General features: G+C 28.0%; 25 protein-coding genes. 1 reads left to right on the plus strand and 24 read right to left on the minus strand.

Annotation, left to right across the window (positions count from 1 at the left end; genetic code table 11):
* Positions 1–18: 18 nt before the first annotated feature.
* From ABCM86_RS09835 to gpr, 20 genes are all read right to left on the minus strand, one after another.
* Positions 19–1029 carry a PhoH family protein gene (locus ABCM86_RS09835; protein ID WP_343003927.1) on the minus strand — a complete coding sequence of 337 codons (1011 nt, stop codon included), beginning with the start codon at positions 1027–1029 and terminating at the stop codon, positions 19–21.
* A 49-nt stretch (positions 1030–1078) separates the two neighbouring features.
* A complete protein-coding gene (locus ABCM86_RS09840) occupies positions 1079–2362 on the minus strand; it encodes a sporulation protein YqfD (protein ID WP_195931793.1) in 1284 nt (427 codons plus the stop codon).
* Between the two features lie 14 nt (positions 2363–2376).
* On the minus strand, positions 2377–2610 hold the full coding sequence (locus ABCM86_RS09845) for a YabP/YqfC family sporulation protein (protein WP_195931792.1): 234 nt from the start codon (positions 2608–2610) through the stop codon (positions 2377–2379).
* A gap of 143 nt (positions 2611–2753) precedes the next feature.
* On the minus strand, positions 2754–3251 hold the full coding sequence (locus tag ABCM86_RS09850; protein ID WP_295676044.1) for a TspO/MBR family protein: 498 nt from the start codon (positions 3249–3251) through the stop codon (positions 2754–2756).
* Positions 3252–3517: 266 nt separating this feature from the next.
* Complete coding sequence (locus tag ABCM86_RS09855; protein WP_195930839.1) at positions 3518–3961, minus strand: GatB/YqeY domain-containing protein; 444 nt, start codon at positions 3959–3961, stop codon at positions 3518–3520.
* Positions 3962–4003: 42 nt separating this feature from the next.
* On the minus strand, positions 4004–4183 hold the full coding sequence (rpsU, locus tag ABCM86_RS09860; protein WP_002844447.1) for a 30S ribosomal protein S21: 180 nt from the start codon (positions 4181–4183) through the stop codon (positions 4004–4006).
* A 187-nt stretch (positions 4184–4370) separates the two neighbouring features.
* On the minus strand, positions 4371–4721 hold the full coding sequence (locus tag ABCM86_RS09865) for a histidine triad nucleotide-binding protein (RefSeq protein ID WP_295676046.1): 351 nt from the start codon (positions 4719–4721) through the stop codon (positions 4371–4373).
* A gap of 41 nt (positions 4722–4762) precedes the next feature.
* A complete protein-coding gene (gene mtaB / locus ABCM86_RS09870) occupies positions 4763–6061 on the minus strand; it encodes a tRNA (N(6)-L-threonylcarbamoyladenosine(37)-C(2))-methylthiotransferase MtaB (RefSeq protein WP_195930837.1) in 1299 nt (432 codons plus the stop codon).
* Positions 6061–6813 (minus strand): 16S rRNA (uracil(1498)-N(3))-methyltransferase, encoded by a 753-nt coding sequence (locus ABCM86_RS09875; RefSeq protein ID WP_295777406.1) that lies wholly within the window; start codon positions 6811–6813, stop codon positions 6061–6063. Before ABCM86_RS09875 ends, mtaB begins: the two co-directional genes overlap by 1 nt.
* 8 nt (positions 6814–6821) lie before the next feature.
* The gene (prmA, locus tag ABCM86_RS09880) at positions 6822–7763 is read right to left on the minus strand and encodes a 50S ribosomal protein L11 methyltransferase (RefSeq protein WP_195930835.1); all 942 of its coding nucleotides are present in this window, start codon (positions 7761–7763) and stop codon (positions 6822–6824) included.
* 357 nt (positions 7764–8120) lie between these two features.
* Positions 8121–9290: a molecular chaperone DnaJ gene (dnaJ, locus tag ABCM86_RS09885; protein ID WP_216569663.1), complete on the minus strand. Its 1170-nt coding sequence runs from the start codon at positions 9288–9290 to the stop codon at positions 8121–8123.
* A 154-nt stretch (positions 9291–9444) separates the two neighbouring features.
* Positions 9445–11298 carry a molecular chaperone DnaK gene (gene dnaK, locus ABCM86_RS09890; protein WP_295676053.1) on the minus strand — a complete coding sequence of 618 codons (1854 nt, stop codon included), beginning with the start codon at positions 11296–11298 and terminating at the stop codon, positions 9445–9447.
* Between the two features lie 91 nt (positions 11299–11389).
* Positions 11390–11977, minus strand: coding sequence for a nucleotide exchange factor GrpE (grpE, locus tag ABCM86_RS09895; RefSeq protein WP_195930832.1), 588 nt, complete (start codon positions 11975–11977; stop codon positions 11390–11392).
* 30 nt (positions 11978–12007) lie between these two features.
* Positions 12008–13024, minus strand: a complete 1017-nt coding sequence (gene hrcA, locus ABCM86_RS09900) for a heat-inducible transcriptional repressor HrcA (protein WP_295676059.1) — start codon at positions 13022–13024, stop codon at positions 12008–12010.
* Between the two features lie 101 nt (positions 13025–13125).
* The gene (hemW, locus tag ABCM86_RS09905) at positions 13126–14247 is read right to left on the minus strand and encodes a radical SAM family heme chaperone HemW (RefSeq protein ID WP_343003928.1); all 1122 of its coding nucleotides are present in this window, start codon (positions 14245–14247) and stop codon (positions 13126–13128) included.
* A gap of 230 nt (positions 14248–14477) precedes the next feature.
* Positions 14478–15176, minus strand: a complete 699-nt coding sequence (locus tag ABCM86_RS09910) for a hypothetical protein (protein ID WP_295571521.1) — start codon at positions 15174–15176, stop codon at positions 14478–14480.
* 234 nt (positions 15177–15410) lie between these two features.
* Positions 15411–17216, minus strand: coding sequence for a translation elongation factor 4 (lepA, locus tag ABCM86_RS09915; protein ID WP_295676091.1), 1806 nt, complete (start codon positions 17214–17216; stop codon positions 15411–15413).
* Positions 17217–17371: 155 nt separating this feature from the next.
* Entirely contained in the window at positions 17372–17617 is a 246-nt protein-coding gene (locus tag ABCM86_RS09920) for a hypothetical protein (RefSeq protein WP_295676095.1), read from the minus strand.
* Positions 17618–17631: 14 nt separating this feature from the next.
* Positions 17632–18603, minus strand: coding sequence for a stage II sporulation protein P (locus ABCM86_RS09925; protein ID WP_295571517.1), 972 nt, complete (start codon positions 18601–18603; stop codon positions 17632–17634).
* Between the two features lie 17 nt (positions 18604–18620).
* A complete protein-coding gene (gpr, locus tag ABCM86_RS09930; RefSeq protein WP_295734684.1) occupies positions 18621–19565 on the minus strand; it encodes a GPR endopeptidase in 945 nt (314 codons plus the stop codon).
* Between the two features lie 254 nt (positions 19566–19819).
* Between gpr and rpsT the strand changes: the two genes are divergently transcribed.
* Entirely contained in the window at positions 19820–20086 is a 267-nt protein-coding gene (gene rpsT, locus ABCM86_RS09935) for a 30S ribosomal protein S20 (RefSeq protein ID WP_295571515.1), read from the plus strand.
* Positions 20087–20192: 106 nt separating this feature from the next.
* Here the strand turns inward: rpsT and holA are convergent, their stop codons facing one another.
* The 4 genes from holA to ABCM86_RS09955 form a co-directional block, all read right to left on the minus strand.
* Positions 20193–21239: a DNA polymerase III subunit delta gene (gene holA, locus ABCM86_RS09940; protein WP_343003931.1), complete on the minus strand. Its 1047-nt coding sequence runs from the start codon at positions 21237–21239 to the stop codon at positions 20193–20195.
* Positions 21214–22473, minus strand: a complete 1260-nt coding sequence (locus ABCM86_RS09945) for a ComEC/Rec2 family competence protein (protein ID WP_295571512.1) — start codon at positions 22471–22473, stop codon at positions 21214–21216. The genes holA and ABCM86_RS09945 overlap by 26 nt, the downstream gene beginning before the upstream one ends.
* A 275-nt stretch (positions 22474–22748) precedes the next feature.
* Entirely contained in the window at positions 22749–23912 is a 1164-nt protein-coding gene (locus ABCM86_RS09950; RefSeq protein WP_295676110.1) for a cyclopropane-fatty-acyl-phospholipid synthase family protein, read from the minus strand.
* A 194-nt stretch (positions 23913–24106) separates the two neighbouring features.
* The gene (locus ABCM86_RS09955) at positions 24107–25297 is read right to left on the minus strand and encodes a PLP-dependent aminotransferase family protein (RefSeq protein ID WP_343003932.1); all 1191 of its coding nucleotides are present in this window, start codon (positions 25295–25297) and stop codon (positions 24107–24109) included.
* Positions 25298–25626 lie beyond the last annotated feature (329 nt).

A 25626-nucleotide genomic window follows, 5' to 3' on the forward strand; every position in this document is an offset into this window, starting at 1 on the left:
TAATTTATTTTTAAATTCTTATCTTCTAGAATTTTTCATTGTTTTTTCTTTTTCTTTTTTACTTTTTTTGAATTCTTCTTTTTTTTCATACTTATCGTATGCTTTTATTATTCTTTGAACTAATTCATGTCTTACAACGTCTTTTTCTGTAAGTTCTATTTTACCAATTCCTTTTATATTTTCAAGTATTGTTGTCGCTTGAACTAGCCCACTTCTCTTTTTATCTGGTAAATCTGTTTGAGTTATATCTCCTGTTACTACAGCTTTAGACCCAAATCCAAGTCTTGTTAAAAACATCTTCATCTGTTCTGGAGTTGTATTTTGAGCTTCATCTAGTATTATGAAGGCATTGTCTAATGTTCTACCTCTCATAAATGCAAGTGGTGCAACTTCTATAGTACCTCTTTCTAGGAATTTGTTTACTCTTTCTCCACCAAGCATATCGAATAAAGCGTCGTATAATGGTCTTAAATATGGATCTACCTTATCTTTTAAATCTCCTGGTAAAAATCCTAAACTCTCTCCTGCCTCTACTGCTGGTCTAGTTAATACAATTCTATTTACTTCGTCCTTTTTAAAAGCACTAACAGCCATCGCAACTGCCAGATAAGTTTTACCTGTACCAGCTGGTCCTATTCCGAAGGTTATATCATTTTGATTTATTAATTCAATATATTTCTTTTGACCTAGCGTCTTAGGTTGTACTGCTTTTCCCTTTTTTGTTACAACTATAACATCATCTAGTTCTTTTATCATCATTTCACTGCCCTCAAGCAATAATGATAAACTGTAAGTAACTGACTGTTTATCTAGTGATTTTCCTTTTATAACAGTATCTTGTAATTCATTCATAAGCTTATATGCTAAGTCTACGTTTTTTTCTTCACCCATTAAAACAATATTACCTTCTCTTAAAATAACATCAATACTTAATGTATCTTCTATTAATTTAATATTTTCATCGAAGTTTCCAAATAATTCTCTTTCAAATTCTTGTTCTGCAATTAAAAATTTTCTTTGTGTTATCAATTAAATTGTGCCTCCTTAAAAGTTTTACCCTTTTTATTCATATATTTTATTAATTATTCTTCGTTTCATCATCTTTGTTATTTTGTTGTTGTTCAAATTCATTTTTTATATCATTTATAGGTCTTTTAGTTGGGTTAGATGGCACTGGTTCTCCATCTTCACTCTTACTATTTTCTTGTAAAATTTGATTTATTTCTTGCTTACTAAGAGAATATACTTTTGATATATCTTCACTTGCTTGTACTGTTACAATATATTCTAACATATTTTTACTAACTTTATGTTGATAATTTACATCCCCCATTTTAGCAGATGCAGGCATCATATAATATAAATCTTTCAATGCTTTTTGTTTTAATTCTTCTTTTAATTTGTTTGAATCTACTTCAACTTGTTTTTTTTGCACTTCATAAAATGTGCTCACTACTATCTTAATTGGGAAAGTATAATTGCCAAGTTTAATATCTTTAGTTTTATTTTCAATTATGTAATCTTTATATTTTATATTTCTATTTATTTCAAATTCTTTGTCATAAAAAGTTATAGTGTATACGTTTTTGCTCTTGCCTGTCTTTTTATTTATTGTTTTTATGTACGGTTTTTTCTGAACACTTTCATAAAAAGTTGTCGCCCATACTTCCGGCATAGATGTGGTATTTGCACCCTGAATTAGAAGGTCTCCTTTTTTGACTATATCCCCTACTTGAACAACAGCTTCTCCACTTCTTGCAATTACCTTCTCTATTATACCATTTTTAGATGCAATAATATTACAATAATTAGAATTAGCTACTTTTGTACTCTCATCATCTTTTTTTGTCACTGTTACAAATACATTTGTTCCCTTTACATTGATAGATAAGTACGCAACTTCGTCTATTTCCTGCATTATATGATCTCTAATAATTTTTCTATCTATTGTCTTTTTAAATACTCCAGGTTTTAATCCACATTCTTCTAACTCTGCTTTTAATACTTTTTTATCTATACCTTCAGGACAGTCTATGTATATATCTGTTACAAATTGAGTTGTCGAAAGAAGTAATAAAAGAGATACTATTGCAGAAAAAACCATTGTCTTGTATTTATATATTCTTCTTGCTAAAAATGGAATTCCTGTTTTTTGTTTTATTTTAACCTCAAACTTATTACCTCTATACATATTTTTTATTTTTTTCAAATCACTTCTAGATACACTAAATTCTACTTTTGTTTTATCAATTCTTTTTACATTATAAATAGGTACTCTATTTTTACAAATAAAGTTTAAATATTTCTCTGTATCTATCCCTTCCACAACTAATACATAATATCCTTTAATATAATTAATCAATTTTATTCCTCCCCTTAATCAACATATTCTAGAGAATAAATTATCCCCTTTATGCCTATCTCCCCTTCGTTTATATACTTTAGAACAAGTTTATCGCCAGTTATTTTAACTATTTTTTCTTTTGTCTTTATTCTTATTAAATTATTATCAAATTCAACTATATTTACGTAATTTTCTATACTCAAAAACGTATTACTAACAATAGTAATAATAGGTTTTATAACTTGTAAATCTGATGATATCTCCATAAACTTCCTCCTTAAATAGATTTTCTTCATATATTTTATGAATTTAAATGCTTATAAATGTTATATGTTATATATTATGTATATGACACAAACTCTTTTTTAATATTTAAACAAAAAAAATTACTACCCTATAGGTAGTAAACTTATTTATTTAATATCCATATAAAATAGCTTAAAAATATTACAAAAAATATCCAAAGTAAATAAGGTATGTTTATTAAACTTGCTCTTTGATCTACTTTATAAAATTTATAAATCATTGCTATAAGGACAAGACCTAAAAGTATGCTTTCTATAAATGCAACAAATCTTAAGTTTAATCCAAAGAACAATATACTCCATAGAAAATTTAAAACTAATTGAAGATAATAAAAGAACATAGCATCATTTATTTTTTGAGTACTTTTCTTTGAACTTAGAATTATGTACGCTGATATACCCATCAAGATATATAATATGGGCCAAATAATAGGAAATACTGATGCCGGAGGAGAAAAATCCGGTTTTATTAATTGCATATACTGCATTTTAAAAGGCATTTGAGATAGTAAAACTGCAATTGAACTACTTAGTATACCTGTTACTAGCGGAATAGCAACACATATAATAAATTTTTTTATCTCTTTAACAGATATAATCAATATTTTCACCTTCCTAATAATTATTAAATATAAATCACTAAGTTTTTAATTTATTTTTATTTTAAAATTCTTTTATAATAATTATGTAGAAGGATTTAAATATATTACACTATAAATTTTATAGACTTATTTATTTTACAGTGTAAATTTTATAGTTTTATTTATTATTTTTAATAGATATAATCTTATATTGTTTGACGAAATTTGTCTTTTTATTGTTTTTAAAAACGTAAAAAGGTCTAGAATACTATTCTAGACCTTTTAATCTATTGTAAGTTTTTTCTAACTAATTCATTTATTAGCTTTCCATCAGCACGCCCTTTTACTTTAGGCATTATTGATGACATAATATGCTTCATATCTTTCATTGAAGTAGCTCCAACTTCTGATATAGTAGCAATTACGATTTCGTTTAGTTCTTCTTCGCTTAATTGTTGAGGTAGGTACTCTTTTAAAACTTCTATTTCAGCTTCTGCTTGAGTCATTAAATCTTCTCTTCCGGCTTTTTTAAACTCGTCTAGAGAATCTTTTGTTTGTTTTAGTAGTTTAGCTATAAGATCTATAATTTGAGAATCATCTAGCTCAACCCTATTATCGACTTCATATTGCTTAATTGAAGCCCTAATTAAAGTTACTACTGATTTTTTAGTATTATCTTTGTTTTTCATAGAAGACTTTAGATCTTCTTGTAACTTTTGTTTAAGGGACATTCCCTTCACCTCTTTATTTCATATTACTACTTTTAGATATTACTATCTTTTAGCATTTTTTCTTCTAGCTGCTTCAGCTTTTTTCTTACGTTTAACACTTGGTTTATCATAGTGTTCTCTTTTTCTTACTTCTGACATTATGCCAGACATAGCGCATTGACGTTTAAATCTTCTTAAAGCACTATCTAATGATTCATTTTCTCTTACTCTTACTTCTGACATTCTTTTTCCCTCCCTCCGATTTCGCGAATTATGTATAAAATCGTGTTAGTCCTTACAAAACCTCTGCGATTTCATACTTGTATATTATAAACTATATTTTTATATTTATCAAGTATTTTAATTAAATATAAAATGAAATTATTAATATACAAGAACATTTTTACTTTTTTCACCAAAAACATTCAATTTATTTGGCATCTTTTTCATACATTGGAAGTTTCTTTCCAGCTAACACGTGGAAATGAATGTGTTTTACCTCTTGACCACCATCAGAACCGCAGTTATTTATTATTCTAAATCCTTTATCTGCAAATCCTTTTTCTTTTGCTATTATATTAATTACTTTATGAATATGTGCAATAATATCCATATCTTCTTCATTAACATCTATCATACTATCATAGTGTTTTTTAGGTATTACTAAAATGTGATATGGTGCAACAGGGTTTATATCATTAAATGCTAAAACCTTGTCATCTTCATATACTATATCGCCTGGTATTTCTCTATCTATTATTTTACAAAATAAACAGTCCATCCCCTCTACACCTCCTGTCTAATTATATGTATTTCTACATACTATACCAAAATTCCTTCTAAGAATTCATTTTTTACATCTGTTATTTTTACTTTTAAAATTTGTTCTGATAAATCTTTATCGCTTTCTACTATAACTTTAACATAGTTTTCTGTTAAACCTTCAAATTTATTATCTCCAACTTTTTGTTCAAATAATACATTAAATTCTTTATCTAACATTTTTTGCCCAAATTTTTTGAAGTTTTCTTCGTTTAATTGAAGTAATTTTTCACTTCTTTCATGTTTTGTGCTTGGGTCTACTTGATTTTCCATAGTAGCAGCTGGTGTTCCTTTTCTTGGTGAATATTTGAAGATATGCATATGAGTAAGTTCTATATCTTTTAAGAACTCATATGTTTTATCAAATTCTTCATTTGTTTCACCTGGGAATCCAACTATAACATCTGTAGTTATAGATACATTTGGTATAGCTGCTCTCAGTCTATCTACTATTGTTTTATATTCTTCTGTTGTATATCTACGTTTCATTCTTTTTAAAGTTTCATCACATCCACTTTGAAGTGATAAGTGGTAGTGTGGACAAACTTTATCCATAGCTGAAACTGCTTCTACAAATTCATCTGTAAATAATATAGGTTCAACAGAGCTAAGTCTTATTCTCTCTATTCCTTCTATATCATTTATTTGTTTTATTACGTCTAGAAGTTTTATATCCGTTTCTTTTATGTCTTTTCCATAAGATGCAACATGTATTCCTGTTAAAACTACTTCTTTATATCCATTAGCTGCAAGATTTTCTACTTCTTTAACTATACTTTCTAAATCTCTACTTCTAACTCTACCTCTTGCATATGGTATTATGCAGTATGAGCAGTATCTATCACATCCATCTTGTATTTTTAAGAAAGCTCTAGTTTTTCCGTTAGTTTTGTTTATTTCGATTTCTTCGAAAGCTTTAACTTTCATTATATCGTCAACTGTACTAACTTTTCTGCTTGCATCGATTTTTTTAACTTCTTCTACGATTTTTTTTCTATCATTTGTACCCATAACAAGATTTACTTCGTCTATTGAAAGTATTTCTTCTGGAGATACTTGTGAATAACATCCAACTACAGCGATTATCGCGTCTGGATTTTTCTTTTTCATTCTTCTTATATATTGTCTTGATTTTCTATCACTCATATGAGTTACTGTACAAGTATTTATAACATAAACATCTGCATAATCTTCTGTTTCTGCTTTTTCATATCCTTCTTTTTCGAATAATTCAAGCATTGCTTCTGTTTCGTATTGGTTTACTTTACACCCTAAAGTATAAAATGCCACTCTTTTCATTAAATATTTCCTCCTAAGTCACTTAGTTCATATAAAACTATTGAAGAAGCGACTACTGATGCAGTTTCCGTTCTCAATATTCTCGGTCCTAATGATACAACTTTAGAATCTATATCTTGAATATTTACTATTTCTTCTTCTTCAAATCCACCTTCAGGTCCTACAAAGATTCCTATTGTATTTATATCTGCATCTTTAATTGCACTTTTTATAGATACAGTTCTTTCATTTTCATAAGGACATATATTCATATCGTTGTTTTTCATGTCTTCTAAAGCTTCTTTAAATGATAAAACACCTCTTAATTTAGGTATCTTACCTCTTTTACTTTGTTTAGCAGCCTCATACATAATTCTTTCCCAACGCTCTATCTTTTTGCCTTCTTTTTTGTCGTCAACTTTGACTACACTTCTCTTTGTAGATACTAAAATAATTTCATCAACTCCAACTTCCGTAAGTTTTTGAAGTATTAATTCCATTTTAGTACTTTTAGGAAGACCTTGATATAGTTTTACTTTTAAGTCTGATTCTCTTTTTATTTCTCTTTTTTCGATTATATCTAAATCTACTTGCTCTTTGTTTATTTCTGTTATTTCACAAATGTATTCAGAGTTGTCATTATCACATATTTCTAATTTTTCACCGATTTTACATCTTAAAACTTTAGATATATGTTTTACATCTTCTCCTACTATTACACATGTGTTGTTTTCTAAATTTATATTAGTCTTATCTACGAAAAATCTATCCATTATTTCACCTACTTAAGTTTAGAAACTATAGCTGACCATTCTCCTAATCTCTCAACTTTAACTATTTCAAATCCGTTTTCTTCTAAAGCTTGACAAACTTCATCTATTTTAGCAAGTATTATACCAGAAGATATGAATACACCATCATCTTTTAAGAATTTGCTTACATCTTTAGCAAGTATTTTTATTATATCTGCTATTATGTTTGCAACTATTACGTCTGCTTTAGAGTCTACAACTTCAAATAATGAACCATGTTTAACTACTACTTTATCAGATACGTTGTTTATTTCACAGTTTTCTTTTGATACTTTCACTGCTACTTCGTCTAAGTCACCTGCTACTACTTCTTTTGCACCTAACTGTGCAGCTGCAATTGCAAGTATACCACTACCACAACCTATATCAAATACAGTTTTTGTTTCGTCTACATAGTTTTCTAATTCTCTTATACACATAGAAGTAGTCTCATGAGTTCCTGTTCCGAATGCCATCCCTGGATCTAATTCTATTATTAGGTCACCTTCTTGTTTTTCATACTCTTCCCAGCTAGGTTTTACAACTATTTTTTTACCTACTTTTGTTGGTTTGTAGTATTTTTTCCATTCATTTGCCCAATCAGATTCGTTGACATTGCTTAAAGATACAGAACCTTCACCTATATCTAATCCGAATGATGGTAATAAAGCTATTCTAGCTTTTACTGTTTCGATTAATTCTAATACATTTCTTTCTTCTGGTATGTAAGTTTTTATAAGTACTCCGTCTTGTCCACTTTTGTTGAATACTTCTTCTTCAACATAATCCCAATCTAGTTCATTTTTCTTTTGGAATAAGAAGTCTTTTGGGTCTTCTATCATAACCCCTCCACATCTTTCTTCCATTAATATGTTACTTATTGCTTCTACAGCTTCTGTAGTAGTTTTTATAGTTACTTCTGTCCAATTCATAATATAATTATCTTCCTTTCTAGGTTTTATTATTTAAAGTTATAATTTTATACTTATGATTTTCAATTTTAAAAATTTCATTTAATTATTATATCATATTTAATCTATTGGTTAATTACTAAATTACATCTATCGCCAAAATTCTGCAATTTTTTTAGTTTTTAAATCATATAATTAACAGTTTTTTCTGTATTTATATATTTTGTCCTAAATATTGTAATTTTATAATTCATACAAAAACTTCTTATAAATTTAATAACCAGTATTTCTCTTATTAAAACTTTTTAGTTTTAAATTTTTAGCAAAAAAAAGTATTTTAAATAGCAGTTAACTATTTAAAATACTTTTTAAATAAATTTATTTCTTTAAATTTTTGAAAAAAGTGTCTATCTTGTTCTTCCAATTCCTCTGTTTTTCGTGGACTTTGTTTCCGCAAGATTCATCAAATTTTCTTAATAATTCTTTTTGATCTTCGTTTAATTTTTTAGGTGTATCTATTATAACTTTAACGTATTGGTCACCTCTAGAATTACTTCTTAATTTAGGTATACCTTTTTCTCTAAGTCTAAATACTGTTCCTGTTTGAGTTCCTTCAGGTAAAGTGTATGAAACTTTTCCGTCTAGTGTAGGTACTTCTAATTTATCCCCTAATGCCGCTTGAGTAAATCTTATTGGCATTTCTATATAAACGTCGTATCCTTCTCTTGTGAATATATCGTGTTTTTGTACGTTAACTACGATATATAAATCTCCTCTAGGACCGCCTTTTTCTCCTACTTCACCTTGACCAGAAAGTTTTATCATTTGACCATCATCTATACCTGCTGGTATATCAACTTCTATTGTCTTAGTTTTTCTTACGCTACCTTTTCCATGACATTTGTTACATGGTGATTCATTTATTTCCCCTTCACCATCACATGTAGAACATGTTCTTTGGCTAGCTATATTACCGAATGGAGTTCTTTGAACACTTTGAACTGTTCCTGAACCATGACAAGTAGGACAAGTTTTTTTAGATGTTCCTGGTCTTGCTCCACTACCATGACATTCTTCACATTCTTCACTTCTATTTATTTTAACTTTTATTTTCTTACCGAATGCAGCATCTTCAAAACTAATAGTAACTGATTGTCTTATATCTGCACCACGTTTTGGTCCTCTTCTTCTAGATGAAGAACCTCCGAATCCACCTCCAAAGCTAGAACCGAATATGTCTCCGAATATATCTTCGAATCCACCGAAGCCACTTCCTCCGAATCCGCCGAATCCTTGACCGCCGCCAAATCCGCCTTGACCATTTAATCCGTCGTGTCCAAATCTATCATAAGTACTTCTTTTTTCTTCATCAGAAAGAACTTCATAAGCTTCATTTATTTCTTTGAATTTTTCTTCAGCATCTTTATCACCAGGATTTTTGTCTGGGTGATATTTCATTGCTAATTTTCTATAAGCTTTTTTAATCTCTTTAGCGTCTGCGTCTTTGCCTACACCAAGCACCTCATAGTAATCTCTTTTTTCACTCAAGGATTTCACCACCTTTACATCTTACAAAATAATAGCTTGTAGAATGTTAAACTACAAGCTATTATAAATTTATTTTAACAGACTAATCTTCTTTACTAAGTACTTTTAAAAAGTACGTTAATTTTATTATACACAAATACTCTGTCTTTGTAACCTATTTATCATCAACTTCTGTAAAATCTGCATCTACTACGTTGTCATCGCTATTTCCAGCGTTTGAACCTTGGTCATAACCAGCATCTTGAGCTTCTGCACCTTGTGCTGCTTGAGCTTGTTGATACATTTGTTCAGATATTTTATGGAATTTGTTCATTACTTCATCCATTGCAGTTTTTAATTCTTCAGCTGTTGCGCTTTCTTTATCTTTAACTGCTTTTAAGTTTTCTAAAGCACTTTCTATAGCTGATTTATCTTCTGCACTTACTTTATCTCCTAATTCGTTTAAAGTTTTTTCAGTTTGATAAATAGTTGATTCAGCTTGGTTTAATGCTTCTATTTTTTCTTTCTTTTGTTTATCAGCTTCAGCATTCATTTCTGCTTCTTTAACTTTTCTTTCTATTTCTTCTTCTGATAAGTTAGTTCCTGAAGTTATAGTAACTTTTTGTTCTTTTCCAGTTCCTAAATCTTTAGCAGTAACGTGAACTATACCATTAGCATCTATATCGAAAGTAACTTCTATTTGAGGTATTCCTCTTGGAGCTGGTGGTATTTCAGATAATTGGAATCTACCTAATGTAGTATTATCGTAAGCCATTGATCTTTCACCTTGTAATACGTGTATATCAACAGCAGTTTGGTTATCTGCAGCAGTTGAGAATACTTGAGATTTTTTAGTTGGTATAGTAGTATTTCTTTCTATTATTTTAGTCATTACGTTACCCATAGTTTCTATACCTAATGATAATGGAGTAACATCTAATAATAATAAGTCGTTAACTTCACCAGTTAAAACACCAGCTTGTATAGCAGCACCAGCAGCAACACATTCATCTGGGTTTATACCTTTGTGAGGTTCTTTTCCTATGAAGTTTTTAACAGCTTCTTGAACTGCAGGTATTCTTGTTGAACCACCTACTAATAATACGTCGTCTATTTCTGAAACTGAAAGTCCAGCATCAGCTAAAGCACTCTTAGTTGGTCCCATAGTTTTTTCTACTAAATCAGCAGTTAATTCGTTGAATTTAGCTCTTGATAAATCTATATTCATGTGTTTTGGTCCTTCTGCAGTTGCAGTTATGAATGGTAGATTTATGTTAGTTGACATTGTTGAAGATAATTCTTTTTTAGCTTTTTCAGCAGCTTCTTTTAATCTTTGTAATGCCATTTTGTCTGATCTTAAATCAACACCTTCAGCTTTTTTGAATTCGTCAGCTAAGTAATCTATTATAACTTTATCGAAGTCGTCTCCACCTAATCTGTTGTTACCAGCAGTAGCTAAAACTTCGAAAGTACCGTCACCTATTTCAAGTATTGATACGTCGAAAGTACCTCCACCTAAGTCAAATACTAATATTTTCTTTTCTTCGTCTAATTTATCCATACCGTAAGCAAGAGCTGCAGCAGTTGGTTCGTTTATTATTCTTTTAACGTCAAGTCCTGCTATTCTACCTGCATCCTTAGTTGCTTGTCTTTGAGCATCTGTGAAGTATGCTGGAACAGTTATAACTGCTTCTGTTACTGTTTGACCTAAGTAACTTTCTGCATCTGATTTTAATTTTTGAAGTATTATAGCTGATATTTCTTGTGGAGTATATCCTTTACCATCTATATCTACTTTGTAATCTGTACCCATATGAGTTTTTATTGAAGTTACAGTTCTTTCTGCATTTGTAACTGCTTGTCTTTTTGCAGGTTCCCCAACTATTCTTTCACCATCTTTTGTAAATGCTACTACTGATGGTGTAGTTCTCATACCTTCGTTATTTGCTATTATTTGAGGTTCTCCACCTTCTAAAACTGCTACACAAGAGTTTGTTGTACCTAAATCTATACCTATTACTTTTGCCATGTTAATACGCCTCCTGGAATTTTCATTTTAATTAATTTATTTAATTTGTTAGCTATTTTCAATTATTAGCTATTTATTATTTACAAATTTATTAGCAAGATACTTTAACCATTGTTGGTCTTATTACTTTTGCACCAAGTTTGTATCCTTTTTGTAGTACCATAACAACTTTGTTTGGTTCTACTCCATCTATGTTTTCTTGCATTACTGCCATGTGAACATTTGGATCGAAATCAGCATCTTCTGCTTCTATTTCTTCAACACCAAATTTTACTAATGAATCTTTTAGTTGTTTATAAACTAAATCTACACCTTTATAAAGAGCTTCTTCTTTATCTGGGCAAGCATCTAATGCTCTTTCCATATTATCTATAACTGGTATTAATTCAGTTATTATTTTTTCATTAGCAAATACGCCAATTGTCTCTTTTTCTTGTTGTGTTCTTCTAATATAGTTAGAATATTCTGCTTGAAGTCTTCTATATTTATCTTCAGATGCTTCTACTTTAGATTCTAAGTCTTTTATTTTATCTTCAACTTTCTTTTCTTCTAATTTAGAATTTATATCTGTTACATTATCATCTTCAGTTTGTTGTGTTTTTACTTCCTCAGCCGCTTGTTCTTCAACTGAAGTGTTAGTATCGTTTTTAACTTCAGATTGTACATCTTTATTTTCCAAGATATTACACCCCTCGATTCTTTTATTTTTCTATTTATTATTAAGCAATATATTCATATAATTTATTATCGAATATATTCTAGAATAATCCATTCTCGTTGGACCTATAAAACTTATACGTCCGATTTGCTCATTGTCTACTTTGTATGTAGCTGTTACAACACTACAGTCTTGGGCTTGTTGACAGTCATTATCACTACCAATTATTATATTGGTATTGTCTTTTAATATTCCTTTTGATTGTATTATTTTAGCTACTGTTTCTTTTGTTTCAAGCATGTCTAAAAAGCTTCTAGCTTTTAATACATCATTAAATTCTGGATAATCAAGTATGTTTGTAACACCGTTTAATGTTATCGATACATCATCATCTGATACATTTGAATTTAATACGCTAAGCAATTTATCCACTATAGAAGAGTATTCTCCTATTTCATATTTTATAAAAGCTATTAAATTGTTATCAATATCTGTTATACTTTTTCCTGCAAGCTTTTTAGTAAGATTATCAGAAATTATATTCAACTTAGCTTGATCTAAATACTTTTTAGTAGGAATATCAGTCTTTTTAATATCTCCAATATCTGTTACAACAATTAATAATATACTGTGTTCACCCATGTTAACTAGTTGGATATGTTTAATCACACTTGGTTTTACTATTTTAGTAGTACCTATAGTTGTGTAATTAGTAAGCTGTGATAACATCTTAGAAGTTTCATGAATTAAATCTTGTATGTGATTCATGTTGCTTTCTACACATTTTTCAATTATTTCTTTGTCGCTATCATTTAATTCATTAGTTCCCATCAACAAATCTACATATAATTTATAACCTTTTTCTGTTGGCACCCTTCCTGCTGATGTATGTGGCTGAACTAAATATCCCAATTCTTCCAAATCCGCCATTTCATTTCTTATAGTCGCAGCGCTAACTCCAAGATTATGCTTTTTAGAAATTGTTCTAGATCCTACAGCTTCAGCTGTTTCAATATAATCTTTAACTATCGCTTTGAGGATTTTCATTTTTCTTTCATTAAGTTCCATTTTTCATTTCCTCCCTGCTGTTAGCACTCACTATTTTCGAGTGCTAAAAAGATTATATATATTATATAACACTTATTTTTATTTTTGTCAACAGTTTTTATTTAATCTATATAATCTAAAAAAATATTATTTGATATTTCTCTTCCCTTTTGAGTAAATTTAAATCCGACCTGTGTCATTTCTATTAATTCTAAATTTAAATGTTTAGCTATTTGTTCTTTATATTTTTCTTCAAAGTTTATTTCAAATTCCTCAAAATCTTTAAAAATTATACCTTCATTCATTCTAAGTCCCATGATAATCTTTTCTTCTATTTCGTCTTTTTGAGTAAGAGTTTCAAAGAAATCTATAGGCTTTTGATTTTGTAATAATTTTTCATGATAATCATCTAAACTTTGTACATTGTTGTATCTAACATTATTAATATATCCAGATGCTCCCGGTCCTAATCCTATGTAATTTTTACATTTCCAATATAATATGTTATGCTTGCATTCATATCCCACTTTAGCATAATTTGATATCTCATATTGATTATATCCATTTTCTTTTAAATAATTTATAGCATATTCATACATTTTTATATCTTCATCTTCATCACCAAGATCAAACTCTTTTTTCATATACATGTCGTATAATTTAGTTCCTTCTTCTAAAATTAGAGAATACGCTGATATATGTTCTGGATTCAAGCTTACTATTTTATGTAGAGTTTCTTTCCAATCTTCAAAAGTTTGATGTGGAAGATTATACATTAAATCTATATTTATATTTTTAAATCCTACTTTTCTAGCTTCTAAATAGTTTTTTTCAAATTGTTCATAATTATGTATTCTACCTATATATCTAAGTAAATTTTCTTGCACAGCTTGAAGTCCTATACTAAGTCTATTTACTCCAATACTTCTCATAAATTTTAGTTTATCTTCTGTAAGTGTACCTGGGTTGCACTCCATTGATATTTCTGCATCTTCATCTATAGAGAAGTTTTCTTTTATTTCGTCCATTATAAATTGCATGTCATTATTGTTTAATATGCTAGGCGTCCCTCCACCAAAAAATATGCTATTTATTTTTCTATCTTTATTTTTATATAAAGCCATCTCTTTTTTTAAATCAGATAAAAATCTATCTTTTTCATTTACTATCATTTTATATGAATTAAAATCGCAGTATTTACATTTTTGCACGCAAAAAGGTATATGTATGTATAATCCAAGCAAAAAATCACCCTCTCTATTTTTATTTCTTATAGCTTTTATAAGTTTTTTTATCTTATTTATAGTTTTCACAATGAAATTATAAGTATACATTCTATTGCTATTATAAATTATAATCACTCTATATAAAATAACTTATTTTTTTAATTAAAAATTCATCAATATACTGACTACATTGCTTTAGATAATATATAATTACTTTAAAATTAAAAAAGGTAAACTTAAAAATAAGTTTACCTTTTTGTATTTATATTTACCATACCTCTAAGGCATGTTTTTTCATCTATTCCTAGTGCTTCTCCTACAGCAATAGATAAGGCAGCATTTTCTACAGATACATCATCATAATCAAATAAATCTAAGTATTTATATGTAATCTTTGAGTTATCCGCAATTATTACTTTAGTATTTCTCTCTCTTGCTATACTTTTAAAATAATCTGTGTAATTATTGTTAGTTGTTACTAAATATCCTTCATAAGGTATAACTTGCGCAAATGATTGAACAAGTTTATCATCTTCTTCTACATAATCCTCAGAAATCTCACTTATAACAGCTATATTTTCATTTAGCTCATTAAATTTAGATACTTTTTTAGAAGCCGAATCTGCATCTATATTTTCATAAATTACAGCATCGACGCCTAACTCTGATGCATTTTTTAAAACTGAAAATTTATCATTATTAGTTTTATGTTGTAATTTTGAATATTCATCATCTGAACCATTTTGTAGTCCTAAAATTATATCTGAAGATTCGTTTGCAGTTTTTCCTATAACTTTATAACCTGCTTCTATTAATATATTACTGACTAAATTAGTTATTATAGATTTCCCCTTTATTCCATTTAGACTTATTCTTATTGGTATTTTATCGATGATTTGTTGTCTTTGTGATTTATTTTTGTTAATTAAAATTATGCTTAAAACCACTATTATTGCTACGATTGCTATTATAATAAAAATAACTCATCCCTCCTAAAGATTTACTTTACATAAATATAATTTCCTATGCGCTATAAAATAAGCTTAAATGCTGTATTAGCATAAGTTTATTTTATATTATTTTATAACCCTTTTCAACTTATATTATAGTATAAAAATGATGTTAAAAAAGCTCTATAAAATAGATACTTCATCTTTTATAGAGCTTTTATTTATTTTAATCTAGTCGTCTAATTTTAAAACTGCCATAAATGCTTTTTGTGGTACTTCTACGTTTCCGATTTGTCTCATACGTTTTTTACCTTCTTTTTGTTTTTCAAGAAGTTTCTTCTTACGAGATATATCCCCACCGTAACATTTAGCAAGTACGTCTTTTCTAAGAGCACTTATAGTTTCTCTAGCTATTATTTTATTTCCAACAGCTGCTTGTATTGGCACAGCAAATTGATGTCTTGGTATTTCATTTTTAAGTTTTTCACACATAGCTTTTCCTCTAGCATATGCTTTTGATTCATGTACTATAAAACTTAGTGCATCGACTTGTTCTTTATTTATTAATATATCTAGTTTTACTAGTGTAGATGGAACATATCCTTTCATTTCAAAGTCTAATGAACCATATCCTCTTGTTCTAGATTTTAATGCATCAAAGAAATCGTATATAACTTCATTTAGTGGTAAATCGTAATGTAACATAACTCTCTTAGGATCTATATACTCCATATTATGCATAGTTCCACGTCTCTCTTGACATAATTCCATTACTATACCAACATAGTCTTTTGGTACTATTATGTCAGCTTTTACGATTGGTTCTTCTATCATTTTTATTTCTGATGGGTCTGGTAAGTTAGTTGGGTTTTGTATCATAACTACTTCACCAGTATTCTTAGTTACTCTGTATATAACAGATGGAGCTGTTGTTACTAGGTTTAAGTTGAATTCTCTTTCTAGTCTCTCTTCTATTATTTCTAAGTGTAATAATCCTAAGAATCCACATCTAAATCCGAACCCTAATGCTGCAGAAGTTTCAAGTTCAAATTCTAATGCTGCATCGTTTACTTGTAATTTTTCTAATGCATCTTTAACATTTTCATATTTTTCACCTTCACCTGGATAAATACCACAGTAAACCATTGGTGTAGCTTTTTTGTATCCTGGAAGTGCTTCTTCTGTAGGTCTTGATGCATCTGTTATAGTATCACCAACATGACAACTTCTTATATCTTTTATACTCGCTGCTATATATCCAACATCTCCAGCTTGAAGGCTATCAAGTTCAGTTGGATGTGGAGCCATAACCCCTACTTCTGTAACTTCGAATTTCTTTTTAGTATTCATCATCTCGATTGTCATACCTTTTTTAACTTCACCTTCGAATACTCTAACATATGCTACAACACCTTTATAAGCATCATAGTATGAGTCGAATATTAAAGCTTTTAATGGTTTTTCTATATCACCTTCTGGAGCAGGTATATTATTTACTATATCTTCTAATACGTCTTGTATATTTAAACCACTTTTAGCTGATACTAATGGAGCTTCACTAGCATCAAGCCCTATAATATCTTCTATTTCTTCTTTTATTTCGTCTGGTCTAGCACTTGGAAGATCTATTTTATTTATTACTGGTAATATTTCTAAATCTTGATCTAATGCTAAATATACATTTGCTAATGTTTGTGCTTCTACACCTTGAGCAGCGTCTACTACTAATAGAGCTCCTTCACACGCAGCTAAACTTCTTGATACCTCATAATTGAAGTCGACATGACCTGGAGTATCTATTAAGTTTAGATAGTACTCATTTCCATCCTTAGCGTTGTATTTTAATCTTATATTTTGTAATTTGATAGTGATTCCTCTTTCTCTTTCTAAATCCATGTTATCTAATAACTGATTTTTCATTTCTCTATCACTAACTAAACCTGTATATTGAATTAATCTATCCGCCAAGGTAGACTTTCCATGGTCTATATGTGCAATAATACTAAAATTTCTCGTTCTACTTTGTTTATTGTCCACCTTTTTTCCTCCTTAAAATTTAGTTTAAATTATTTTAATCATAGATTTTATTTTATAATATATCAGCTTTTCTGTAAATATAAGTTATGACAGAAAAATAAGACTTATTCATATATTAAGCCTTATTTTTCCAAGTTTATACAATCATTATAGTACTATCCTTTTATATTTAAGTTAAAATTTTTTAAAATTTCTTCTATAGAGTTTATTTTTTTCTGTATTAATTCTATATTCATATCTATTATTGATTTTTTATTAAGATTTTTATTCATATTATAATCTGTAAAAAATATACATCCTATAGCTATATTTATCATAAAAATTATAGATAATGTTTTAAAAGTTATTGTTCTCTTCTTTTTATTTTTTCTATTATTTATTCTTTCATCTAATGTAGGCATTTATTTATTCTTTCTCAATTATTTTTTATATTTTGTTCTTTAAAATATCCATCTATTACTTGTGCTATATATTTTGCACTCGCTTGAGCTTCTGCAGTAGTAGTACCATTACTTCCTACTTCTACTAATATAGCATTGTCTGAGATACTTTGATTGAATCTACCATAAGGTTTTAATACTACTGGCATTATTAAATCAGGATATTTTTTCTTAGCGTATTCAGTCAATCCATCAGCTAATTTTTGTACTTTTTCAACATCATCATTTCTAGCACCTACAACAAAGAAAAATTTAGCTACTTTTTCTCCATTTATTGTTGTAGTGTATTTATTGTGAATATTATTTTTTGTAGCTTGATTAGCTATATTAAGACCGTCTCTATGTAGGTCTATAGTTATATTTACATCATTATATTGATTCATTACAGATTTTATAGTTTCTGCACTTCTTGCATATGAATTATTATATGTAGGACTATCATGAAAAGTAGTAGAATGAACGACTCCCCATCCCAAGTTAGACAGTTGGTTTGTAAGTAAACATCCAACAGACATAACTGAGTGGTCCTTATCTTCAGAGTGATAATTTCCTTTTGGTGAATCAGAATATGTTTCACAACTGTGACTGTGGTATATCAAAATTTGTGGTTTATTGTTAGTAACTCTTAATTTTGAATTATATACACTACTGTCTAATGTTATACCATTAGCATTTGTCGTTTTTGCAACAGGAATATTATCTTCTCCTACATATACATTAACAAACTGATTATTTGTAGCTTTATTATTATTTGTAGTTGTATCTTCTTTATTTGATTGATCGCTTTTATCTGTATTTTGTTCATCTTTTTCTATAACTTTAACTTCGGGATAAGAATATTTTATTAAGTTTTTAAATAATCCATTCTTATCAAGCCCTAATGTAATACTTGGTATTGTAAATAATAAAATAGCTATACTTATTACTTTAGCAAATTTATTATACATATTTCTCCTCCTTAGTTTTAAATCCTTCCTGGATGGAGGGACCTATTTAATCCTTCGCTTATTATTATCGCTAGATTTTCTATTGTTTCGTCTATGTCTTTTGGAGTTACAATTAAATTTTTATCATATGGGTCTAAAGAATCTTTAATTAATTGGTATTTTTCTTCTTCTTTTAATTTTTTAAGCATTGTATAAAATCCACTGCTTTCTTCAGATACTTCCATTAAATTATCTATAGCTAAATCTAGCACATCTATCGTAAGTGTGGCAGCATCTACTACTGTAGGTACGCCTATTGCAATTACATCTACACCTAAATAAGATTTATCTAATGCTTTTCTTTTATTACCAACGCCTCCTCCTGGTGCTATACCACCAGTTGATATTTGAATAGTTGCATTAACTCTATCCATTTTTCTAGATGCCAATGCATCTATTGCAACTACTCTATCTGGTTTAATTTTGTCTACGATTGATTTTACTATTTCTACTGTTTCAATACCTGTAATCCCCATAACTCCTGGACTCAATGCTGCTACTTCAGAAAAGTCATCATCATAGTCTTTGTTGTAGTTTTTAAAAATATGGCGAGTTACAAGTGTTTTTGATACTGCTCTAGGCCCTAGTGCATCTGAGGTAATGTTCCAGTTTCCTAGTCCTATTACTAGAGTTCGTTTAGATTGATCTGTTCCAAATATATCTATTAGTTCGTCTTTTAGATAATTTATAACTTTTTCTCTAGAATCGTCATCATCAAATTTCATTAAGTCGCTTTCTAGAGTTATATATTTACCTATTTCTTTATTCATTATTTTTGAACCAGTTTCATTTATTATTTCGACTGTAGTAACAGTGCAATCTTCTAGTTCTTTTGTGTCTACTACGACTCCATCAAGAGCTGTCGACTGTTCTTCACATATTTCTGTCGCCTCAAGTGCTAAATCTGTTCTTATACTTATCATAAAAACCTCCAAATGTTATTAAGTCTTATTGAAAAACATTTTAATCATATTTAGTAAACAGAATTATAGTTTTAATTTCTGTTTTTTAACTTTGGTTATAATTATTAACTCTTTTACGATTTTTAAACATAATTTAAATAAAAGTTAAATTAAATTAAAACTATTGAATATTAATACTTGATTTTTATTTTTATTTCTGTTAAAATCAAATATGTTGACGATGAGAATAATAAATTTTATGGGAGGTGAACAGGTTGGCTAATATAAAATCTGCTAAAAAGAGAATAAAAGTTATCGATAAGAAAACTGCTTTAAACAGAGTTAGAAAATCACAAGTTAAAACAGCTATAAGAAGATTCGAAGAAGCTGTTACTGCTGGTAACGTAGAAGAAGCTACTCAAAGATTCCAATTCGCTCAAAAGAAAATATCTCAAGTTGCTTCTAAAGGAACTATACACAAAAACGCTGCTGCTAGAAAAGTAGCTAAATTAGCTCAAAAATTAAACTCTATGAACGCTTAATAAGAAGTTTAATTTGTGCATAAATTGGCCCTTGATTAATTTCAAGGGTTTTTTATTTTGTAAAAATTTAAATAAAAGAAAAAGTCTTCCCCTTTTTAGGAAGACTTTAACTCACTCTTCTCTGGCAGTACTTACTTACTAACATTTCTATAGCAAGTGTATCCCTCATCAGACCATTTTTTATTTTATAATCACTCTCTAGTATATAATTTAACATATCTATTATCATATCTTCTGTAAAGTTCTTACTTATTTTTATCGATTTATTTACTATAAATAAAGAAGTTTTTAATTTTTCTGATATACTTTTATTATTTAGTCCTTTATTTAATAATTCTTTTACTTGGAGCACTGTTTTAAATTGTCTATTTATCATAGCAAAAATTCCTAAAACAGATTCCCCTTCATTTATCATATCATTTAGTATTTTTATAGCACTTTGTGAATTTTTATCTCCAATATAATCAATTAGTTTAAAAATATCATTTTCTATCTTTTTTTGTGAAAGTCTATCTATTATTTCATTTGTAACTTGTGTATCTGTTCCTGCAAAAGAACTTATCTTTTTTATTTCGTTGTCTATATCAGATAATGTAAATTCATTATTTTTATCTTTATATCCAGTAGACTCAATAAAGTACATAATTTGTGCATTTTCTATCATTATGTTGTTTTCTGTAAATTTCTTTTTAGACCATTTAAACAGTTCCATATCAGATATTTTTTCACAATTATAGACAACTCCATTTTTACTTATTCTGTTTACAATGCTTTTTCTTTTATCAATTTCACCATATACAGTAAAAACTAAAATAGTAGTATCAGGAATATTTTCTATGTGCTCAGCAAGAGTTTTTTCTTCTTTATCAGAAAAATTCTTTTTCTTAGCTTTTGTAAGCAATTCGAACTCCTTTACTATTACTATTTTTCTTTCATCCATAAATGGAAGTGTTTCTATAGAACTAAGCAATTGTTCTAATGTAATTTCTTTGCCATCTATTATATCTAAATTGAAATCGATCATACTTTCGTTCAAAGATTCTCTAAATAATTTTATAGTATTATCTATTAAATAGTGCTCTCTACCATATAATAGATAAATTTTTTCAAAATTTTTAGCTTTTATATTATAGACAATATCCTTGTATTTCATTTTCTTGCTCCTTCATAGTTTTAATTTCTTTGTATATCATGTAAGAGAAAATTAAAACATAATAAATTATTACATATATTATATTAGGATTTTCAACTTCTATATATCCAATTTCTATTTTGCTCAACTTATCCAATATATAATATACCATATTAATAAGGTTTTTGTTTATATAAACTATAACTTTTGTAATATTTAAATTTACCTCAAATAATAAAATACTAAAAAGACTTAAATTCATAATAATGCCTATAAAAGGTATTATTACTATATTGCCTAAAATCGATAAAAGAGCAATTCCTCCAAATATATAGTAAACTATTGGCATAGTTAGAATATTGGCAGCTATAGTCATTGATATGATATCAAATTTCAACTTTCTTTTAATTATTTTATTAAAATACAAGATAGACAGTGTCGCTAAAAATGACAACTGAAAACTAATATTGTATATAGTGTATGGATTATTTATAATTAATAAACTAGCAATTAATGATAAAGTTGTTATTCCATCTCTTTTCCTAAATAAAAATATTGCTAAATACATAATTGTGACAAAAAATACTGCTCGTGTTATAGATGGAGAAAATCCAACCATTATACTATATAAAGCCATAATAATAACTAAGATAAATAATTTATATATTTTATTTATTCCTCTTATTATATAAGCTATCAATACACATAGTATTCCTGTATGAAGTCCTGATATTGCAAGTACATGACTCGTTCCTGTTTTAGAAAACATATCTTTTTCTTCTTTTGTTAAGTCGTCTTTTATTCCCAATAAACATGAATTTATAAAGTTAGATGAATCTTTATATAGATATCTAAATGTATCTCTCATGTATATTTTTATCTTTCCCAAATTTATATAAAATTTATTTTGTCCAATTACATTAAAGTAGTTTGAATTTATTAGTCCTTTATAACCACAACTTTTTATATATCTTCCATAATTAAAGTCGTCTAAATTTAGGTTATCTAAATCTTTTAAATTACCTTTTACTTCTACAATTTGTCCTATTTTAAGGTTGTATTTTCTTTTATAATCGTTTACTAAGTATCCATCTATTATATATTGAGTATATTTACTTTTTTCTTTTTTATCTTTTACAACTCCATTTATAGTTATGTTAGTATCAGAATTTATATTGTCTAATTCTTTATTTGATGTGATAAATAATCCTAAAATTAAAATTATTATAAAAATCAATAACAACGGTCTTCTCAAAGTCTCACCCCTAAAAGTTTATTTTTAGTATTATTGACCTTATTTAAAAAGTATACTCAATTTTAAATAATTATTTTTTTAGATTTCTATTATTTATAAAATCATATAATATTTAAGTTATCAAAACTACAACGTAATTTGATATATTTGTAATTAGACTATATATTAAAGAGTCTTAATATAGATTTTTATATGATATAATCCCAAAAAATAAAGGAATACATAGTTATATACTATCTATTCCTTTTTATATAAGAGTTTTGTATTTTTAAATTTTAGTACCAACGAACAATTGGTAAATCATTATTTACTCCTTTAGATACTAATATTTGATGGATATCTATTATTCCATTGTGGAAAATTGCCGCACAAGCTGAAAGATATAAATCCCACATTCGTACAAATTCTTCATCAAACATTTCTCTAACTTCGTCTATATGTTCTTTATAATTCTTTTCCCAGCATAAAAGTGTGCGATTATAATGATTTCTTAAGTTCTCTACATCTAGTGTATGGAAATTATCTTCTGCTAAACAATTCATTATTTCTCTTAAACTTGGGATAACTCCTCCTGGGAATATGTATTTTTTTATCCATGGATCGCCTGGATGCTCTTTCAGACCACTTATAAAGTGTAGTAAAAATAGCCCATGAGGTTTTAATACTGTATTTACACAGTCTATAAATAATTGATAATTATCGCGCCCTACATGTTCAAGCATACCTACACTTACAACTCTATCAAATTTTAAGTCACTATTTTTTAAATCTCTATAGTCCATAAGTTTTACTTCTAAGTAGTCTTCTAAACCTTCGTCTACTATTCTTCTTCTAAATTCATTGTATTGCTCAACACTCAATGTAATTCCTGTTCCATGAATTTTATATTTTTTAGCTGCTTCAATTAATAAAAATCCCCATCCACAACCTATATCAAGTAGTGTCATTCCTTCTTTTAAGTATAATTTTTTTAAAATGTAGTCTACTTTATTGACTTGAGCTTGATATAGAGTATCATTATCATTTAAAAAATATCCGCAAGAATAGCTCATAGTTTCATCTAGCCATAACTTATAAAAATCATTTCCTATGTCATAATGACTTCTAACTTCTTTTTCTTGATTTTTCTTAGATATTGATGTGAAAATTAATTTTTTCATTGCCTTTTTATCTATAGAGAATTTATCCATTTCACTCATAAAGTAATCAAGGGCATGATATAAATCCCCCTCTATTTCTAAATTTCCACTCATATATGCTTCTCCTAATGCAAGAGATGTACTGCTAAGCAATTTACTTACTGGTATAGATTCTTTAAATTTTGCTGTAAATGTTGGTTCTCCCTCTCCTATTTTATACTCTTCTCCATCAACTATAACCAAAAAACAAATATCGTCAAATTTATTTAATGCTTTGACCATTAAATTTTCTTTTAACATTCTATACCCTACCTCCTATATTAAAAATTTTATATTATTAATCATAATATTTATGATAAAATACCTGTTTATGATAAATTGCCCTTAATTTATATATTTATGTATATTTTTATAAATTCTCCTATAAGTTATAAAAATAAGACATATATTTAACCATATGTCTTATTTCTAATTTTACAAGTATAAACTTTCTATTATTTTAATTCATTTTTTATAACTTCAGCTATTCTCTTTATACCTGTTACTATTCTGTCTTCATCCATATTTGAATAATTTAATCTGAAGTTATTAGTTTTAGTTCTTCCCGGATAAAAAGCAACACCTGGAACATATGCTACATTGTTTTCGACACATTTTTTCATCATTTCAGTAGTATTTATGCTTTCAGGTACTGTTACCCACATAAATAATCCACCTTCTGGATGAGTCCATTTTACTTCTTCTGGGAACTCTTCTTCTATTGTTTTTAACATTAAATCTCTACGCTTTTTATATAAATCTCTTATTTCTACTACATGTGCATCAACATCACATTCATCTAAATATCTACTAACTTCTAATTGAGAAATTGTAGATGTTTGTAAATCCCCATCTTCTTTACATCTTATATATTTAGATAATATTTCTGGCGTTGCACATACCCATCCAAGTCTATATCCTGGACATAGTATTTTTGAAAATGTTCCTAAATATACTACATATCCTTCTTTATCAAAAGATTTTAATGAAGGTAAAAATTCTCCTTCATATCTTAACTCACCATAAGGATTATCTTCTAAAGCAACTATTTTATATTTAGTTATTAATTCAACAAATTTTTTACGTTTTTCAATTGGCCACGTTCTTCCAGTTGGATTTTGAAAATCTGGTATAACATATATCATTTTTACTCTGTCAGTTGTTTGTAAAACTCTTTCTAAAGCTTCCATATTCATACCATCTTCATCTGTTTCAACTTCTATGTATTTTGGTCCATATCCATTAAATGCATTTAATGCCCCTAAATAAGTTGGACTTTCACATAATATTACGTCGCCTTCATCTATAAATATCTTTGCTGAAAACTCTAATGCTTGTTGTGAACCACTAGTTATTAATATATCATCAGCTTTAACATTAGTTTTTTGTTTATCATTCATTCTATCAGCTATCTGTTGTCTAAATTTTGGGAAACCTTGAGCTGAAGAATATTGTAAAGCTACTCTTCCTACTTCCTCTAAAACTTCGTTAGCCATTCTCTCCATATCTTCTACAGGAAATAATTCTGGCGCAGGTAGCCCCCCTGCAAAAGATATTACTTCTGGTTTAGCTGTTAATGCTAATATATCACTTATTTCAGATCCACCTTCTGTCATCATTCGTTTTGCATATTTTACTTCCATCATATATCACCCCAGTTATTTATTAATTGAATATCCAGTTATTTTTTATTCATGAATATATTGTATACTTATTTCTATTTTTTTCCATCATATTTTTAAATTTTTATATAAAAAATTCACTTTGTTCATGACGCCAACGACTTCGTCCGTTGCTTAAAAATTTCACTTTGTTCATAGTGTCAATGGCTTTTTCCGTTATTCTAGATAATACATAATTTCCTTAGAATTTAAATTTTTTCCTATTTTTTATTCTAAATGATGAATTATCATATTAAGTGCAACACTTAAAAATGGATAAAAAAATAGCTCATAAGTTTATGTTCATGTTACAG

Origin of the sequence: Clostridium sp. 2218st1_F5_2218SCRN_220325 (assembly GCF_039062665.1) — a bacterium.
Taxonomy (GTDB): Bacteria; Bacillota; Clostridia; order Peptostreptococcales; family Peptostreptococcaceae; genus Intestinibacter.

Bases quoted from the DNA above. Each gene is read 5' to 3' on its own strand.
- ABCM86_RS09865 (WP_295676046.1), bottom strand. From the start codon at position 4,721: ATGGACTGTTTATTTTGTAAAATAATAGATAGAGAAATACCAGGCGAT.
- ABCM86_RS09845 (WP_195931792.1), bottom strand. From the start codon at position 2,610: ATGGAGATATCATCAGATTTACAAGTTATAAAACCTATTATTACTATT.
- ABCM86_RS09955 (WP_343003932.1), bottom strand. From the start codon at position 25,297: ATGATGGAAGTAAAATATGCAAAACGAATGATGACAGAAGGTGGATCT.
- hrcA (WP_295676059.1), bottom strand. From the start codon at position 13,024: ATGGAACTTAATGAAAGAAAAATGAAAATCCTCAAAGCGATAGTTAAA.
- dnaK (WP_295676053.1), bottom strand. From the start codon at position 11,298: ATGGCAAAAGTAATAGGTATAGATTTAGGTACAACAAACTCTTGTGTA.
- gpr (WP_295734684.1), bottom strand. From the start codon at position 19,565: ATGATAAGTATAAGAACAGATTTAGCACTTGAGGCGACAGAAATATGT.
- ABCM86_RS09925 (WP_295571517.1), bottom strand. From the start codon at position 18,603: ATGTATAATAAATTTGCTAAAGTAATAAGTATAGCTATTTTATTATTT.
- ABCM86_RS09920 (WP_295676095.1), bottom strand. From the start codon at position 17,617: ATGCCTACATTAGATGAAAGAATAAATAATAGAAAAAATAAAAAGAAG.
- prmA (WP_195930835.1), bottom strand. From the start codon at position 7,763: ATGAATTGGACAGAAGTAACTATAAAAACTACTACAGAAGCTGTAGAA.
- ABCM86_RS09950 (WP_295676110.1), bottom strand. From the start codon at position 23,912: ATGTTAAAAGAAAATTTAATGGTCAAAGCATTAAATAAATTTGACGAT.
- ABCM86_RS09875 (WP_295777406.1), bottom strand. From the start codon at position 6,813: ATGGATAGATTTTTCGTAGATAAGACTAATATAAATTTAGAAAACAAC.
- rpsU (WP_002844447.1), bottom strand. From the start codon at position 4,183: ATGTCAGAAGTAAGAGTAAGAGAAAATGAATCATTAGATAGTGCTTTA.
- ABCM86_RS09855 (WP_195930839.1), bottom strand. From the start codon at position 3,961: ATGTCCCTTAAACAAAAGTTACAAGAAGATCTAAAGTCTTCTATGAAA.
- mtaB (WP_195930837.1), bottom strand. From the start codon at position 6,061: ATGAAAAGAGTGGCATTTTATACTTTAGGGTGTAAAGTAAACCAATAC.
- holA (WP_343003931.1), bottom strand. From the start codon at position 21,239: ATGAAATACAAGGATATTGTCTATAATATAAAAGCTAAAAATTTTGAA.